Annotated in this window: 16 protein-coding genes; 11 read left to right on the plus strand and 5 right to left on the minus strand. The window is 66.9% G+C overall.

Annotated features, from left to right (window positions below):
- Nucleotides 1-91 precede the first annotated feature (91 nt).
- Nucleotides 92-874: a siderophore-interacting protein gene (locus tag BW39_RS20635; protein ID WP_043823936.1), complete on the minus strand. Its 783-nt coding sequence runs from the start codon at nt 872-874 to the stop codon at nt 92-94.
- Entirely contained in the window at nt 867-2,075 is a 1,209-nt protein-coding gene (locus tag BW39_RS20640) for an arabinose transporter (RefSeq protein WP_043824134.1), read from the minus strand. The genes BW39_RS20635 and BW39_RS20640 overlap by 8 nt, the downstream gene beginning before the upstream one ends.
- A 60-nt stretch (nt 2,076-2,135) precedes the next feature.
- On the opposite strand from BW39_RS20640, the gene BW39_RS20645 reads away from it, so the two are divergent.
- Entirely contained in the window at nt 2,136-2,795 is a 660-nt protein-coding gene (locus BW39_RS20645; protein WP_043823937.1) for a TetR/AcrR family transcriptional regulator, read from the plus strand.
- Nucleotides 2,796-2,826: 31 nt separating this feature from the next.
- Here BW39_RS20645 and BW39_RS20650 read toward each other — a convergent pair whose 3' ends face one another.
- The gene (locus BW39_RS20650) at nt 2,827-3,375 is read right to left on the minus strand and encodes a hypothetical protein (protein ID WP_043824136.1); all 549 of its coding nucleotides are present in this window, start codon (nt 3,373-3,375) and stop codon (nt 2,827-2,829) included.
- A gap of 158 nt (nt 3,376-3,533) precedes the next feature.
- Here BW39_RS20650 and BW39_RS20655 point away from each other — a divergent pair, with 158 nt between their 5' ends.
- Nucleotides 3,534-3,878 carry a hypothetical protein gene (locus BW39_RS20655; RefSeq protein WP_043823939.1) on the plus strand — a complete coding sequence of 115 codons (345 nt, stop codon included), beginning with the start codon at nt 3,534-3,536 and terminating at the stop codon, nt 3,876-3,878.
- 21 nt (nt 3,879-3,899) lie between these two features.
- Nucleotides 3,900-4,427, plus strand: a complete 528-nt coding sequence (locus BW39_RS20660) for a hypothetical protein (protein ID WP_043823940.1) — start codon at nt 3,900-3,902, stop codon at nt 4,425-4,427.
- A gap of 29 nt (nt 4,428-4,456) precedes the next feature.
- Here the strand turns inward: BW39_RS20660 and BW39_RS20665 are convergent, their stop codons facing one another.
- Together BW39_RS20665 and BW39_RS20670 are read right to left on the minus strand one after the other, a co-directional pair.
- Nucleotides 4,457-5,929: a glycosyltransferase family 39 protein gene (locus tag BW39_RS20665; RefSeq protein WP_043823941.1), complete on the minus strand. Its 1,473-nt coding sequence runs from the start codon at nt 5,927-5,929 to the stop codon at nt 4,457-4,459.
- Between the two features lie 251 nt (nt 5,930-6,180).
- On the minus strand, nt 6,181-7,098 hold the full coding sequence (locus tag BW39_RS20670; RefSeq protein WP_043823942.1) for a LysR substrate-binding domain-containing protein: 918 nt from the start codon (nt 7,096-7,098) through the stop codon (nt 6,181-6,183).
- A 227-nt stretch (nt 7,099-7,325) separates the two neighbouring features.
- On the opposite strand from BW39_RS20670, the gene BW39_RS20675 reads away from it, so the two are divergent.
- The 8 genes from BW39_RS20675 (at nt 7,326) to BW39_RS20705 (ending at nt 15,722) form a co-directional block, all read left to right on the plus strand.
- Nucleotides 7,326-8,294 (plus strand): Bug family tripartite tricarboxylate transporter substrate binding protein, encoded by a 969-nt coding sequence (locus tag BW39_RS20675; RefSeq protein ID WP_043823943.1) that lies wholly within the window; start codon nt 7,326-7,328, stop codon nt 8,292-8,294.
- A 16-nt stretch (nt 8,295-8,310) separates the two neighbouring features.
- Nucleotides 8,311-9,981 (plus strand): FAD-dependent monooxygenase, encoded by a 1,671-nt coding sequence (locus tag BW39_RS20680; protein WP_043823944.1) that lies wholly within the window; start codon nt 8,311-8,313, stop codon nt 9,979-9,981.
- 145 nt (nt 9,982-10,126) lie between these two features.
- A complete protein-coding gene (locus BW39_RS20685) occupies nt 10,127-11,242 on the plus strand; it encodes a porin (protein WP_043823945.1) in 1,116 nt (371 codons plus the stop codon).
- Between the two features lie 77 nt (nt 11,243-11,319).
- Nucleotides 11,320-12,156: a fumarylacetoacetate hydrolase family protein gene (locus tag BW39_RS20690; RefSeq protein WP_043823948.1), complete on the plus strand. Its 837-nt coding sequence runs from the start codon at nt 11,320-11,322 to the stop codon at nt 12,154-12,156.
- Nucleotides 12,157-12,232: 76 nt separating this feature from the next.
- Complete coding sequence (locus BW39_RS20695) at nt 12,233-13,210, plus strand: VOC family protein (protein WP_043823957.1); 978 nt, start codon at nt 12,233-12,235, stop codon at nt 13,208-13,210.
- Between the two features lie 294 nt (nt 13,211-13,504).
- Entirely contained in the window at nt 13,505-14,728 is a 1,224-nt protein-coding gene (locus tag BW39_RS20700) for a tyrosine-type recombinase/integrase (RefSeq protein ID WP_043823959.1), read from the plus strand.
- A 9-nt stretch (nt 14,729-14,737) separates the two neighbouring features.
- A complete protein-coding gene (locus BW39_RS31255; protein ID WP_152547286.1) occupies nt 14,738-15,451 on the plus strand; it encodes a hypothetical protein in 714 nt (237 codons plus the stop codon).
- 82 nt (nt 15,452-15,533) lie between these two features.
- The gene (locus BW39_RS20705; protein WP_043823960.1) at nt 15,534-15,722 is read left to right on the plus strand and encodes a helix-turn-helix transcriptional regulator; all 189 of its coding nucleotides are present in this window, start codon (nt 15,534-15,536) and stop codon (nt 15,720-15,722) included.
- The last annotated feature ends 39 nt before the right edge of the window (nt 15,723-15,761 follow it).

Genomic DNA, 15,761 nt, shown 5'->3' on the forward strand with positions numbered 1-15,761 from the left:
TTGATTCTAGTGAGCGCCTGCATCCCGCGTCCGGGTGGTTACCCGGGGGATGTGGCGCTGTTGATGGGGGGAGAAAGCTGCGTGCGCGGCCCTAGCGATCCTGGCGATCCTTGTGGTCCGCCTCGCCGGATTTCCAGTAGCCCTTGGTGCTCAGCTGGGTGCGGGCGATGCCACGGTCCAGGAAGTGCATCTTCAACGTGCGCATGGCGCCGGACTCGCCAGCCATCCACAGATAGCCGGTGCCCAGCGGCAGCGGCCGGTACATGAGCCGCTGGCACAGCCTCTGGCCGGGCTGGCCTGGCGCAGCGGTGATCCACTCGGTGCGCCAGTTGGCGGTGCTGTCCATGGGTTGGCATTCGCCGTCGTCGACGATTTCCACATAGGCCTTGACCCGGGCGGAGGCCGGCAGACTCGCGGCGATGGACTGCATGGCCGGCAGGGCCGAGGCATCGCCTGCCAGCATCATCCAATCGGTGTCGGCTGGTGGAGCGAAGCCGCCACTGCGCGGACCGGCAATGGCCACCTGCTCGCCCACGCGGGCCTGGGCGGCCCAGCGGGAGGCGGGGCCGTCGCCGCCAGCGGAGGTGTTGTTCTGATGGTTGGCATTGAACGCATCGCCATGCAGCACCAGGTCAATGTCCAGCGTGCCGGCCTGGCGGTCCACGCTGCGCAGCGTATAGGCCCGGCCTTCGCCGGACGGCAGGAACAGCTTGACCCAGGCGGCGGGCGCATCCGCTGCGGGCGCTCGGGAGAAGGCAGCAATCTGCTCGCCGCCCAGCGTGATGCGGCGCATGCGCGGGGTGATGGACTGCACGTTCACCACGGTGCCCAGGGCGCGCTGCGTGCCGGCGGGGGTGTGAAGCGGCTCAGCCATGGGAGGCTCCCCGGGCTGCGTTCACGCGCAGCAGCAGGGCCACGGCAATGGACAGCGCCACGCTCACGGCGGCGGCGAAATACACGTCTCCGACGCCCGTGACGCTGGCCAGCAGCCCGGCGGCGGGGGCCGTCAATCCCATGGACAGGTCGAAGAAGGCCACATAGGCGCCCATGGCCGCACCGCGCGCCTGGGGTGGCGCACGGCGGACGGCCTCCACGCCGAAGGCCGGGAAGGCCAGCGAATAGCCGAAGCCGGTGAGTGCGGCTCCCGCATAGGCCCAGGCCGCATCGCCGCCGCCCCAGATCAGCAGCAGGCCCGCCGCCTCCAGCGGAATGCTGGCCAGCGCCACCCGCACGCCGCCCAGCTTGTCAGGCAGATGGCCGAAGAACAAACGCGCCCCTATGAAGGCCAAGCCGAAGGCCGTGAAGGCCAGCGAGGACGCGCCCCACCCGCGCGACGCGAACAGCAGCGCCGCAAAAGTGGTGATCACGCCAAAGCCCGCGCTGGACAGGGCCAGCCCCAGGCCGGGCAGCCACACCGTGCCCAGCACCTTGTAGAACGGTGTGCGGCGCTGGGCCGCAGCCGGCGTGGCGCGCAGGCCCCAGACCATGGCCAGGGCGGCCAGCGGCAGCACGATGGTGGCCACGGCAATGCCCGAGAAGCCCCAGACGGCCTGCACTGCCACGCCGGCCGGCGCGCCCGCCGCATAGGCGCCGTACATGGCAATGCCCACCCAGGCCATCACCTTGCCGGCATGTTGCGGGCCGATCATTGCCATGCCCCAGCTCAGGGCGCCGGTGATGATCAGGCTCTCGGCGCAGCCCAGCATCACGCGGCCGGCGGCCAGCACCCAGACTGCGGCCTGTCCGCCCTCGAAGGCGCGGGACATCAGGTAGGCCACGCCCGAAGCGGCGGCCAGCAACATACCCAGCACCACGGCACGCCTGGCGCCGCGCGTGTCGGCCAGAGAGCCGGCCCAGGCCCGCGACAGCAGGGCCGCCGCGAACTGGCAGCCCATCACCGTGCCCACGCCCAGCGTGCCCAGTCCCAGGGTCTGGCTCAGGTGCAGGGGCAGCACGGGCATGGGCATGCCCAGGCAGAGAAAGCTGACGAAGACCGCCAGCGTCAGCGGCAGCAGCCGCGCAAATGCGTTCACCGGCGGCGACGCGGCCGCGGATGGCGAAATTCCGGAAGACATGTGCATTCCCTTTCAAATACGAGTAAAAACTCAGATCACATGTTCAGGAGAATATGAGCCATGGCTCGCATTGAAAACTCGCATTCGCAGTCGGCGCAGCGGCAGCCGCCCCAGCCCCGCAAGCAGCCACGGCAGGCGCGTTCCCTTGCCACGGTCGAGGCCATTCTGGAGGCCGCGGCTCGCGTTCTTGCAGAACGCGGCTACGCCGCCACCAACACCAATCTGGTGGCCGAGCGCGCAGGTGTGAGCGTGGGTTCGCTCTACCAGTACTTTCCCAACAAGGACTCGCTGATCACGGCCTTGCACGAGCGCCACGCGGCGCAGATGTACGCGGCCATTGCCGCCGTGCTTGCGGCCGAGCGGCCGCAGGGCCTGCAAGGCCATGTGCAGGCCATGGTCCGCGCGCTGCTGGCGGCGCACCGGGTCGAGCCCGATCTGCACCGGGTGCTGGAAAAGGAGTTCCCCTTCTTCGACGCGCCGCGCGAGCAAAGCGCGGCCGACGGCGGCATCTTCCGCCAGGTGCGCCAGCTCCTGGAGCTGCACCGCAGTCAGCTCGCCCACCGCGATCTGGACCTGGCCACCTGGATGCTGCTGCAGACCATGGAGTCCCTGGTGCATGCCGCCGTCATCGATCCGCCGGCCATGTTCACCCCCCAGGCCCTGGAGGATGGCATCGTGCAGGTGCTGATGGGGTATCTGCGAGCGCCTGCCCTGGGTTGAGGATGCGAAGCGCGATTTGGCCGCCAGGTCCTCAGGGCGCGAAGACCTCCGGATCGTCGTGGCGCCAGGCGCCTATGCAGCCGATGAGGCACACCACAAAGCTGGTGATGGAGCCAGCTTCGCCCGCGTTCTCATACTCGGCCACGATGTTGACCTGCGGCTTGCGCCAGGCCAGCAGACGTCCGCCATGTCCCGGTCGCTCGATCCCATCATCCATTTGCGGCGGCCCAAAAACCGCCACCAGCGCTTCAGGTGGGGATCGCATGCTCAGCCCCGAAGGCAGGCTGCCCGCAAATACGGCCCGGATTCTGCTGTCTGCCCCCGGCGCAAGAAAATGCACGGAGCCAATGAGCCAGACATCGCCATCCTCCCAGTCTCTCCCCGTCCGCCTGGAAAGTGCCCGGGGACGATAGACATCGATGCGCAGCGAGGACTTGGCGGACCAGATGATGTCATCGTCAAAATGGCTCGACGGCCTGGGCATTCGCTTGACACCCAATGGGCCAAGCAGTCGGGCCACTTTGCCGGCGTCATAGGGCTGGCCCAGCATGTCGATGAGTTCTTCGCAGGGGGATTTCATGGGCACGGCGGTGGTTCTCAACAAGGGGTGCAATCACGCAATGCGGACAGGCGCGGCCCGCAGGCAGCGTATTCTTTCTGCCCATCATTTCTCGAGCAAGGCAATGTGACATGAGGCCTGGATTTTTGCGTCGCCATTACGCGGTCAGACGGCTTGGCATGCTGGCCCTGCTTGCCAGCTTTCCCATTCAATCCCTGTTCACACAGATCTGGTGCCATGCAGGTCTGACCCGTTTCTGGCTTGCCAATGCACTCGTGATGCTGGTGCCGCTGGGCATGCTGGCCTGGCCCAGTTCCTGGCCTTGCCTGGTTTCTGCGGCAACGGTGCTGATTTTCAGTCTGTGGGCCAATGCACAAGAATGCGCGCCCTATGCAGGCGGCGGTGCATCCATGGCCTATGTGGTGGTGTTTCTTTTGGGTTGGCCCATCGCCTTGATCGGTGGAATGGTCATTGGATATGTGACCGTGATTCAGCCCAGACAGCAGAAAATTGACAAGCCTTGATTTGAAACACATAGCGCGTCCATGTCCAAGAAGCCCAAGAAGACTTACAGCGAATACTTGCTCGAACAGCATCCCGAGCTGCACGCGCTTTTTCCGTACTACGAATCCCTGGGTTTTGCCGAGCCCGTGCTATGGGCTCTGAGCGAAAGCCGCGGAGAGCCCACCGTGGCAATGGCGGCACTGGTTCACGGGTTGTGCAGCGAGGTATCGGCTGCCGGAGACAGCCGCTGGCTGGAGCAGTTGCACCAAGGAGATCTGAACGTCAACGAAGGCCCGTTGCTCAGCGATGCGCAGCAGGCGCTGGGCCGCCTGCGCGCGTTGGGCATTGCCGACGACTTGCTGATGCCCCTGGTGCGCGCGGCACAGGCGCATGCTGTCAATGACATCGCAGCCATGATCGACATGGGGCCGCAGATCTCCTGTCTGCCTTTGCCGCAAGGCAGGCAAGCGCACTGGCAGTTGTTCGATGTGGACGTCGAAGACGGCGAAACCCCGGGCAAGGGTTTGAGCGGCTTTGCCATCGATGTGCGGCACGTGCTGGTTCGCTAGTGCCCGGCCCGGCTCAGCCATCACCCTGTTCAGCTTGGGACGCAGTTGCCCGCATCTTCCTCCGGCGGGGTGACACGCCAGAAGAGGGATGGAAAGCCTTCGCCCACCGGCTGATGGCCGGGCGGCTGCGATGCCGCCAGCTGCAGGTGCAGCACGCCGCAGGCATCCACCATGTGCTGGGAAATCCAGGGGCTGATGTCCATGCGGCCATCGATCAGCACCAGCGGCTTTTCGCGCAGCTTCAGGGCCAGGGCCTTGGCCTCGGCCGTGGGGCCTGCGATCACGCGGATATCGCCGCCCAGCGCTTCGCGCGCGGGTTCGGCAAGCGCCTGGCTCAAGGCCTTTGAATCGAAGTTTCTCCAGTGCCGGCTGTTAAGCCGCAGTTCACTGCGCGCCGAGGTCATCTGGGCCACGAGCAGCAAGGCCAGTTGAAGTGCCACGAAGCACTTGATGGCGGTGGTGATCGATATGTGCGACGCGTGCAGCCTGGCACCGGCCAGCTCCAGGGCGACGGGAATGGCCAGCAGCAGAAAGGGCGTGCCCCAGTGCAACTGCAGCGACGAGCCCGCAAAGATGCCGATGGCGCAGGTCAGCACGATGGGCGTGAGGCCAAAGCACAGGATCAGCGCGCGCGATGCATCGGCTGTCCCGGGACGCTGCGGTGTGTCCTGCGGCGCACGGCGGCTGCGGCGGTGCAGGGCCATCACCAGTCCCAGCAGCACCCAGGCGAGCAATGCACGGTTGAGCAGCTGGTCGGCCAGCCAGTGCAGCGTATTGAGCAGTCTTGCGCCACCGCCCAGGCTGGCGCCCAGCGAGGATTCGGTGGCATAGCGGATGGGGCCGAAGTCGTTCAGGAAAAGCCAGTACAGGTGCGGCGAGATGATGGCCAGCGAGATGGCTGCCGCCAGCACCAGGCCGATCATGTGGACCCGCTCGCGCCAGGCGCCTGACGCCAGCCAGAACAGGAATACCGCCACGGCGGCCAGGATCATCTGGTACTTGGCCAGTGCGCCCAGCCCCAGGCAGCAGCCCAGGGCGGCCCACCAGCGCAGCTGCCTGCTGCCCACCGCACGCCACACCAGCAGGGCGCTGGTCGCGAAGAAGGGCATCAGCACGACTTCATGGTTGAAGAAGTGCATCCGCTCGTTGTAGTAGGTGATGCACATGGCCGCCAACAGGGCCAGCGTGGCGTAGCGGCTGCCGCGCAAGTCATTCAGCAGCTTCCAGAAAAGGAACAGGCCCGCCAGCGTGAAAAGCGCGCCGGTGGCGTAGCTGGTGCGCGCAGACAGGCCGAACAAATGGACCGGCACCGAAAGCAGCCAGGTCGGCAGGGGCGGGTGCTTGTAGTAGCCCCACTCCAGGCTGTGCACCCAGGTCAGTTGTTCGAGGTTGTCCTTGGGTGCCGTGAGGCTGGAGCTGTCGATCTGCAGCAGCCAGACCACCGAGAAGAGAAAGAGGCCGATGAGGACCTTGATGTCCAGGGAAAGCGACGGTGCGGGCATGGCCAGCGGAGCGCTTCGCGTGATCGCGCTCGCTGATTGTGAGGGGACGGGATGGGTCATAGGAAATGCCAGCGGCGATGACAAGTGCGCTGGCACAGGGGAAATTCCCAGGAAGGCGGTCGAACGGGAGCTTCAGCGTTGGCTACGGACTCTTGGCTTACGCGAGGCGCTATGAGTCCGGCAGAATATGTCTGCCTGGTCAATACAATGTAAAGATTGTATGAAGATACTGTGGAGACGCCGGCTGCGGCTCAGGCGCCGGCCGGCTCGCCGAAGTCGTGGACTGCCGCGCGCAGCAGCAGCATCGACAGGCGTTCCGCGGCGGGCGTCAGAGGCAGCGCAGCACGCGTGACCTGCACGATGTCGGGCGCCATCAGGTTCTCGCGCACGGCAATGGGCTCCAGTACACCGTTGAAGAGAGGCGTATCGGCCCACTGGCGCGGCAAGAAGGCGAGGGCGTCGCTGCTGGCCAGCAGCGCCAGCAGGGCCATCAACGATTCGGCGACCGTCACCACGCGCGGGCTGCGCAGGCCGAGCGCGGAGAACTGCTCCTCGAACTCTTCCTCGCGGCGCTCGCGCAGGCCGGTGACGATCCAGTCCGCGTCCAGCAGCGCCTGCAGGCTGCCGGCGCTGCGCAGCGGATGGCCGCGGCGGGCCAGCACGACACGCTCGTTGCGGTGAACCAGGGCCACCTGGTAGCTGGCGCTCAATTGCCTCTCGGGCCGAGGCCCCAGATAGAAGTCCAGCCGGCCGTCGCGCAGCGCCGGCTCGACGGCCGGAAACAGGCCTTCGACGAAACGCAGGTGCACATCCGGCCAGTCGCGCCGGAACTGGGCATAGGCGCGGGCCAGCAGCGACAGCACGGGCGCGCTGGACAGAGCGACGGCGACATGGCCCTGCATTTCGCCGCGCGCCTGGGCGGCCTCCTCGCTGCCGCGACGCAGTTCCTCGAGCGCGGCCTGCGCGCGCAGCAGGAATCGCTCGCCCGCCACGGTCAGCGATACCCCGCGCGCATGGCGCTGGAACAGCGCCACGCCGAGCTCGGCTTCCAGCTCGCGCACGCTGCGCGTCAGTGCCGGCTGGGTCAGGCCCAGGCTGCGGGCGGCGCTGCGCAGGCTGCGTGCCCGGGCAACGGCGACGAAATTGCGAAGGTGATGAAGTTTGGGCATCGGTCGGAGCGTGTTTATGCCCGTTTCCGAGCGCGCCAAGGCCAGGGGATTTCCCGCAGGGGCCGTGCACGCGGGCTCCGCCGCGCCTGAGCCGCCGCAGAACGCTCCAGTGATAACAGCCATGCATCGCTGAGGCGTTTCTGCCCTCTGCCGCAGCCGGCCTGCCAGACCTAGCATGCCCTCCATAACGTCGGCACAGCCCGGCGACCCCATAGGAGACAAGCAGCATGAGCATGAGGAAATGGGCCGGCGCCTGTGCACTGGCAACCCTGGCGGCGGGCTCCGTCGCCGCGCAGACGGCCGCCGGCGGCACGGTGCGCATCACCAGCGCCTTTCCCGCGGGCAGCGGCCCTGACGTGGTGGCCCGGCTGGTCGCCGACAAGCTCTCGGCGCAATGGAGACAGCCGGTCGTCGTCGATCCCCGGCCGGGTGGGGCCGGCGTGGTGGCCATCAATTCGATGAAGAACGCGCCGCCCACGGGCAACGACCTGGTGGTGGTGGACGTAGGCCACTTGTCCATCAATCCGCTGGTCTTGCGCAAGCTGGCCTATGACCCGCAAAGCGAGCTGACGCCGGTGGCGCTGCTCTACAAGACCGCTTTCTTTATGGTGGTCGGCGCGCAAAGCCCCTTCCACAGTCTGGCCGAACTGATGGCGGCGGCGCGGCGCAAGCCCGGCATGACCTATGGCTCCAATGCGGTGGGCGGGCCGCTGCATCTGGGCGCGGCCCGGGCCGCGACCGCCATGGGTGTCGAAATGATGCATGTCCCCTACAAGGAGACTTCGCAGTTGTACGCCTCCGTGTCGACGGGCGAGGTGGACTGGGCTTACGGCAGCATTGCGACGTCCGGCCCCCTGCAGCAGGCTGGCAAGCTGCGTTTTCTTGCCGTGGCGGACAGCCAGCGTTCCCCGGCGCTGCCCGATGTGCCGACCGTGCAGGAGGCCGGTGGCCCGGCCGGCATCGATGCGCTGACCTGGGTTGCGCTCATGGCGCCCAAGGGCACGCCGCCGGCCGTCGCCGAGCGCGTCAACGAGGCGGTGAACCGGGCCCTGTCCGCGCCTGACGTCAGGGATCGCCTGGCCGGTTTCGGCTTCTTCACCAGCATCGGCCCCGCAAGGCAGGTCGCCGACCTCATGCAGGCCGACCGCGAGCGCTATGCCGAAGTGCTGCGCCGCGTCAAGGTGACCGTCGATTGAGCCCCGGGGAGACGCCATGAAGACCGAAGTTGCGATCATCGGAGGAGGGCCCGCAGGGCTGATGCTGGCCATCGAGCTGGGCTGCAGGGACATACCGTGCGTGCTGATCGAGGAGCGCAGCGGGCCGCCGACGCTGCCCAAGGCCAATGCCACCTCGTCCCGGACCATGGAGCATTACCGCCGCCGGGGTTTTGCCGACCAGGTGCGCAGGCTGGGCCTGCCGCCCTCGCACCCCCAGGACGTCGTCTATTGCACGCGGCTCACGGGGCCCGAGCTGGCGCGCTTTCGCATTCCCTCGGCCGAGGAGGCCGCCTCGGGCACGGCCTATGGCGACTACGGAGAACAGGCCTGGCCCACGCCCGAGCTGCCGCATCGGGCGCAGCAGATGTTCATCGAGCCCGTGCTCAGGGCGCAGGCCGAACGCCATGCCAGCGCCGTGCTGCGTTTTGGCCTGAGGGCCGAGGCGGTGCAGGACACCGGTTGCGCAGTCCAGATCGAATGCCGCGAGCCGGACACGGGCCGTACCGAGTTGCTGCAGGCCGCCTATGTGGTCGGCTGCGACGGGCCGCGCAGCCTGGTCCGTCAGGCCATGGGCGTCGTCTACGCAGGCCATGGCCGCGAGCGGCGGGACTTCCTGGGCGGCCAGATGATGTCCATCTACTTCCGCGCTCCCGGTCTGTACGGGCTGATCGGCAAGCCCAGGGCCTGGCAGTACTGGGCCGTCGGTCCCGGGCAGCGCGGCCTGCTGTGCGCCATCGACGGCGTGGACCGGTTCGTGCTGATCGTGCAGCTGCCCCAAGGCACCCAGCCTGCCGATTTCCATCCGCAGCAGGCGCTGCAGGCCGTCGTCGGCCGGCCTTTTGCGCACGAGCTGATCGCGCTGACCCCCTGGAACGCTGGCTATGCCCTGGTGGCCGAGCGCCTGCGGCACGGCAGGATGTTCATCGCCGGCGATGCGGCGCACCTGTTCACGCCCACGGGCGGCATGGGCTACAACACCAGCGTGGACGACGTCGTGAACCTGGGCTGGAAGCTGGCGGCGGCCATCCAGGGGGCGGCCGGCCCGGCGCTGCTGGACAGCTATGAGGCCGAGCGGCGGCCGATCGCCCAGCGCAACACCAGTTTTGCACGCAGCATGGCCGACAGCATCGGATGCCTGCCGGTCACGGCCGCAGTGGAGCAGGAGGGGCCCGCGGGCGACGGCGCCCGCCATGCGCTCGGGCAGGCACTTTCGGAGCATGTGGCGCGCGAGTTCAACATCCCGGGGCTGCAACTGGGCCTGCGCTATGCCGACAGCCCCGTCGTCGCCCGGGAGTTGGCCGAGCCCCCGCCGGACGAGCCCAATCGCTACCTGCCTGGAGGTTATCCCGGCACGCGCGCTCCGCATGTGGCAACGGGGCCGGACCTGTCCCTGCTCGATGACTTCGGACGCGATTTCACACTGCTTGCATTCGGCCCGGACGGCCCGGACGGGCTGGAGCCCTGGAGGCAGGCTGCTGCGCAATACGGCATCCGGCTGGATGTGGTGAGGAGCGAAGACGGGCAGACGCGTGCGCTGTATGGCGCCGACCGCGTCCTGATCCGCCCGGACCACCACATCGCCTGGCGCGGCGATGGTGCGGCGCAGCCGACCGAGGTCATGGCGCTGGCACTGGGCCATCGCACCCCGCCGGTGGGGCCCGGCTAGCCCCGGCCCATCCGGCCGCCTGCTCCCCGGGCCGTCCGGCCTTGCGCTTTCGTGACCCTGGCCAGTCCGGCCGGGGGACGCCGGCCCGCGCCTGGGACTGAGGCTTCGCCGTCCTTGCCGACATCCATCACTTTCAGGAGACAACATGCCACACCCCTCCTTTCCTGTTCGCGCCGCGCTATGCCTGGCCGGTGCCGCTGCCGTGCCCTCGGCACCCGCCCTGGCCCAGGGCGTCACGCTCTATGGCCTGCTCGATGCATCCGTCGAGCACCTGACCGATGTGGGCCAGGGAGGCGCTTCGCTGAACCGCATGCCGGGCCTCACCGGCAGCGTGCCGTCGCGCATCGGCCTGCGCGGCTCGGAGGACCTGGGCGGCGGCCTGCGTGCCCTGTTCACGATGGAGCAGGGCCTGGCGCTCGACGCGGGCGTGCTGAACCAGGGCGGGCGCGCCTGGGGGCGCCAGGCCTTCGTCGGCCTGTCCGGCGACTGGGGCAGCCTCACACTGGGGCGCCAGTACACCATGCTGTACTGGTCCCAGCTCGATGCGGACATCCTCGGCCCGAATGCCTACGGTGCGGCCTCGCTGGACAGCTACCTGCCCAATGCGCGCGCGGACAACGCGCTTGCGTGGCGTGCCGGCCTTGGCGGCTTCACCGTCGGCGCGACCTACAGCCTGGGGCGTGATGCCGTCAATGCGGGCCCCGGTCCCGCGGGAACCAACTGCCCCGGCGAGCAGCCGGGCGACTCCAGCACCTGCCGGCAATGGTCGGCAATGCTCAAGTACGAGGCCAAGGCCTGGGGCATCGCGCTGGCCGTCGATGAAATCCGTGGAGGCCCCGGCGCCTTCGCAGGCCTGACCAGCAGCGCGCGCAAGGACCGTCGCTCCACCGCCGCGGGATGGGTGCGCTGGGGAGCATGGAAGCTCGGCGCCGGGGTCATTGCCCGCCACAACGACGGCCGTCCCGACGCGCCACGCAGCGATCTCTGGTACCTGGGCGCCAGTGTCGCCGCCACACCGGCCCTGACCCTCGACGCGCAGGCCTTGGATCTGCGTTTCAGGCGAAGCGACGACGGGGCCCGGCTCTTTGCCCTGCGGGCCCGGTACTCGCTGTCCAAGCGCACCACGCTGTATGCGACCGCAGGGCATCTGTCCAACGAGGGAGCACTTGCGCTGTCGGTCAGCAATGCGGCGCCAGGCGCCGCGCCCGCCCCCGGGCGTTCGCAGAACGGCTTCGCTGCCGGCGTGCGGCATAGCTTCTGAGGCTCAACCCGCATGCGGGGTCCGCGTCCCGATCCATTTCCTTCCCACTTTCCACTTCCCGTTCCAGGAGACAGAACATGAAACTGATACGCCACGGCGCCAGCGGCTGCGAGAAGCCCGGCGCCATCGATTCCCAAGGCCAGGCGCGCGACCTGTCGGACCTGGTGCCCGATTTCACGCCCGAGTGGATGGCGCCCGGCAGGCTGGCCGCGCTGGCCGCCGTCGATCTGCAGCGGTTGCCGCTGGTGGCGCAAGGCAGCCGCCTGGGCGCCCCTGTCGCCGGCACGCGCCAGTTCGTTGCCATCGGGCTCAACTACCGGCGGCATGCCGAGGAGTCGGGTCTCGACATTCCGAAGGAGCCCGTGGTCTTTCACAAGGCGCTTTCATCGCTGGCCGGGCCGGACGACGAGGTGCGCCTGCCCGAAGCGTCGGTTGCCACCGACTGGGAGATCGAACTGGGCTTTGTGATCGGCACGCGCGCAAGCCGCATCCCCGTGGAAGGTGCGCTCGCGCATGTGGCCGGCTACCTGCTGGCCAACGACATCTCCGAGCGTGACTGGCAGATCAAGCGCAACGGCCAGTGGGGCAAGGGCAAGAGCTTCGATGGCTTCGGCCCGGTCGGGCCGTGGCTGGTCACGGCCGACGAGCTGCCCGACCCCCAGGCCATCGAACTGACGCTGTCCGTCAATGGCGAGGTCATGCAGCGCAGCAGCACGGCAGACATGATTTTTCCGGTGGCCTGTCTCGTGTCCTATCTGAGCCAGTTCATGACGCTGCTGCCCGGCGACCTTGTCATCACCGGCACGCCCGCAGGTGTCGGCCTGGGCATGAAGCCGCCCCGCTTCCTGAAGTCCGGCGATGTCATGACGCTGGACGGCGGGGTTCTTGGGCGGCAGCTCCAGCGGGTGCGGTGATGGCCTCGCCCGCCCACCGGCCGCGTGGCGGCGTCCGCCGGTCTTCGCACAGTGAACATGCAAAGGAGGGGACACCATGAGCAGCCTTCCCACGCCATCTGGAACGACACCTGGAACGCCGTCCGGCGCGGCCGGGCAGCCGGCCGTGCATTCGATCGATGAGTTCGTCTTCAGCGTGCCCGATCTCGAAGCGGCGCGGCATTTCTACGCCAGTTTCGGGCTCGAGGTGCGCGACATCGACGGCGCGCTGGCGCTGCACACCTACGGGCACCCCCACCGCTGGGCGCGGGTGCTGGAGGCCGCAACGCACAAGCGGCTGCAGTGGCTGAGCCTGGGCATCCATGCGGCCGATCTCGATGCCTTCTCGCGCCGGATCGACGGCGCGGGGATCGCACGCATTCCTGCGCCGGCCGGTGCGCAGACCGACGGTATCTGGATCGCCAGCCCCGACGGGGTGCCCATCCAGTTGCGTGCAGCCGCCAAGAGCTCTCCGTCGGCGCCCGCACCGCACGTGCTGCCGCCGGCCTGCCGCAATGCCGGCCGCGCGCCGGCTCGCAGCCTCATGCCGCAGATCCGGCCGCTGCACCTGTCGCATGTGCTTTTGTTCTGCGCCGACGTGAATGCCGCGCTGGCGTTCTACACCGATGTGCTGGGACTCAGGCTCTCGGACCGCTCGGGCTCGGTCATCGCCTTCCTGCACAGCCCGCACGGCAGCGACCACCACCTGCTGGCACTGGCCGCATCGCATGGACCCGGCCTGCACCACAGCAGCTGGTGCGTGCCTTCTGTCGACGCCGTGGGCAGCGGCGCCCGGCAGATGGCCGAGGCGGGCTATGCGCAGGGCTGGGGCGTGGGCAGGCATGTGCTGGGCTCCAACTTCTTTCGCTATGTGCGCGATCCCTGGGGCAGCTTCGCCGAGTACTCCTGCGACATCGACTTTGTCGAGGCGGGCGCGGTGTGGCCTGCGGCCGACCATCCTCCCGAGGATTCGCTCTACGTCTGGGGGCCGGACGTGCCCGCCGACTTCGTCACCAACCACGAGCCGCCACGCTGAGGTGCCCGCCAATGCCCCAGACGCAGGAACGCCCCGCTGCCTTGCGGCATCGGGGCGCTGTGCAACATGACCGGCTCTTTGGCCGCCTGTCGGTTGATACGAGGATCTGGCGGAGGCTGTGACCGACGAGATAGGGTGGCGCATAACCTCGGGTAGTCTCATTTTTCAAGTCTGGCAAGGCTTGCTTGCTATGCTTTTGTCTCACGTGACCTCTCATAGACTCGATCAATCTCAAGCCCTATGATGGGTACGTTGATGGGTATACAAACTCGCCTTGAGTTCGACGGAGAGTAAATGTCACGAAAAGCAACTGAGCTGGGCGCGCTGGCTGTCAGCCGGCTGCGCGAGCCTGGCTTGCACGCCGTTGGTGGAGTGTCTGGGCTCTACCTTCAAGTCACCTCCAGCGGAGCCCGCTCATGGATCCTGCGGGCCATGGTTGGAGGCAAACGCCGAGACATGGGCCTGGGCGGCTTCCCCGATGTGACGCTCGCGATCGCACGAGAAAAGGCACGCGAGGCGCGGGCCAAGATTGAGCAAGGCCTCGACCCTATCTTGGAGCGTGAACGTGCCGTGAGCCTTCTGCGCGCCGAGCAGGCGAAGAGCATGACCTTCGAGGCTGCGTGCCTCGCGTTGATCGACGCAAAGAGTGATGAATGGCGCAATGCCAAGCATCGCGCGCAATGGTCTGCGTCCTTGGAGACCTACGCATTTCCGATCATTGGAAAGCTGCAGGTAGGTGACGTGGGACAGGCCCAGGTGCTCAACGTGCTGCAGCCCATATGGAAAGACAAGACCGAGACCGCCAACCGTTTGCGCGGACGCATTGAGCAGGTGCTTGACTGGTCCCGCGTGCGCGGCTTTCGTGACGGCGAGAACCCTGCGCGCTGGCGTGGCCACCTCGACAAGCTGCTGCCGGCTCCTACCAAGATTGCCCGCGTGGTCCATCACAAGGCTCTCCCCATCGATGCCATACCTGGCTTCGTGGCGGCTCTACGGCAACGCAAGGGAGTGACCGCCCGGGCTCTGGAGTTCCTTGTACTGACGGCGGCACGCTCCGGCGAGGTACGGGGCGCGACTTGGTCTGAGATCGACATGGACGCTGCTGTGTGGACCGTGCCGGCCGAGCGCATGAAGGCCCACAAAGAGCACAGGGTTCCGCTCTCGCCCCAAGCGCTGGCCTTGCTGGCGAGTCTCCCGCGGATTGAAGGCAATGACCTCGTCTTCCCCGCACCTCGTGGTGGAGTGCTGTCCGATATGACCATGACGGCCCTGATGCGGCGAATGGAGGTTGACGCTGTGCCCCACGGTATGCGGTCCAGCTTCCGCGACTGGGCGGCTGAGCGAACGGACTTCCCCAGAGAGGTCGCAGAGATGGCACTGGCCCACACCATCGGCAACGCAGTGGAGGCGGCCTACCGGCGCGGCGACTTGTTCGCGAAGCGGGCTGAGATGATGGCCGCTTGGGCTCAGTACGTGATTTCGCTGTATGACGCAGATCCTACGGCACGGGAGGCGTGAGACTTACCCATGGATACCTACTCGCCGGACGCAAAAAAATTCCTGGAGTTGGCAAGCCATTTCAGGGAAAGCGCGACAGCTGCATTGCGGGCCAATGCGGTGCTGCAGGACTTGGCAGCGTTGTCACACAGCGTGATTGGACAAGACTTGGCTGTGGTCACAGACCAAGTCCTGTTGCAAGGAAATCTGTCTGGAGACGAAGCGCACGCTGGCTTCATGTCGATAGACGGGATTCCTTCTGAAGTGCGTTTACTGTGGTGTGCGACAGCTTACGCCATGGAAGCCATACGAAAGGATGAAACCGGTCATGTTGCCGCAGCCTGGCACTGCGCATTCGATGCAGGCCAGATGGCTGCGACTCTCACGGGACTTCTCGCTGGAAGAGGGGATGCAGAAGCCCTTCGCATCGTTACTGAGACAACTTACCGTGCGCAGGTGGCAGGGGGAAGAAAAGGTGGAGAGGCTGAGAAAAAGAAAGCTTGGGCAGTTGAGCTAGCCCGAAAGGCACGAGCACGTTGGCCAGGCTACAGCAAGGAAAATTTATGGACTTCTCTTCGTGATGCCGGCGAGGTTGAAGTCGATTGTGGAGGAGTGGATGGCCAGAGTTTTGATTGCTCTATTCACGGCGACACGCTGCATGCCGTCCGCTGCGGCGATGGGGCAACTGACCAGCTAAAAAAGGCGAGTTTTTTTAAGCGGTACTTGAAGGCTGAGGACACCTAGGTAGCTTTGTGTCCTGACAGGCTCATACCGTTCGCTCCATACCGCAGCACTTGATGCAACGCGGGACCAAATGGAGTGAACATTGACCTCATTTCCCCAGTCCTACCGACCCAAGCAAGCCGCAGATCTGTTGGGCATCGGCACCGCCACTCTCTGGCGCTGGATCAAGAGTCGCCCGGACTTCCCCAAGCCCATCCGGCTGTCCGCTCGCTGCACTGTCATCCCGGGTGATCAGCTGATCGCGTGGCGCGACGCTCAGGCCAAGAAGTGAGGTGCGACATGTATTGCACTTCCCTGCGGAGCCGCTACA

Source organism: Delftia sp. RIT313 (assembly GCF_000632165.1).
GTDB lineage: Bacteria > Pseudomonadota > Gammaproteobacteria > Burkholderiales > Burkholderiaceae_C > Comamonas > Comamonas acidovorans.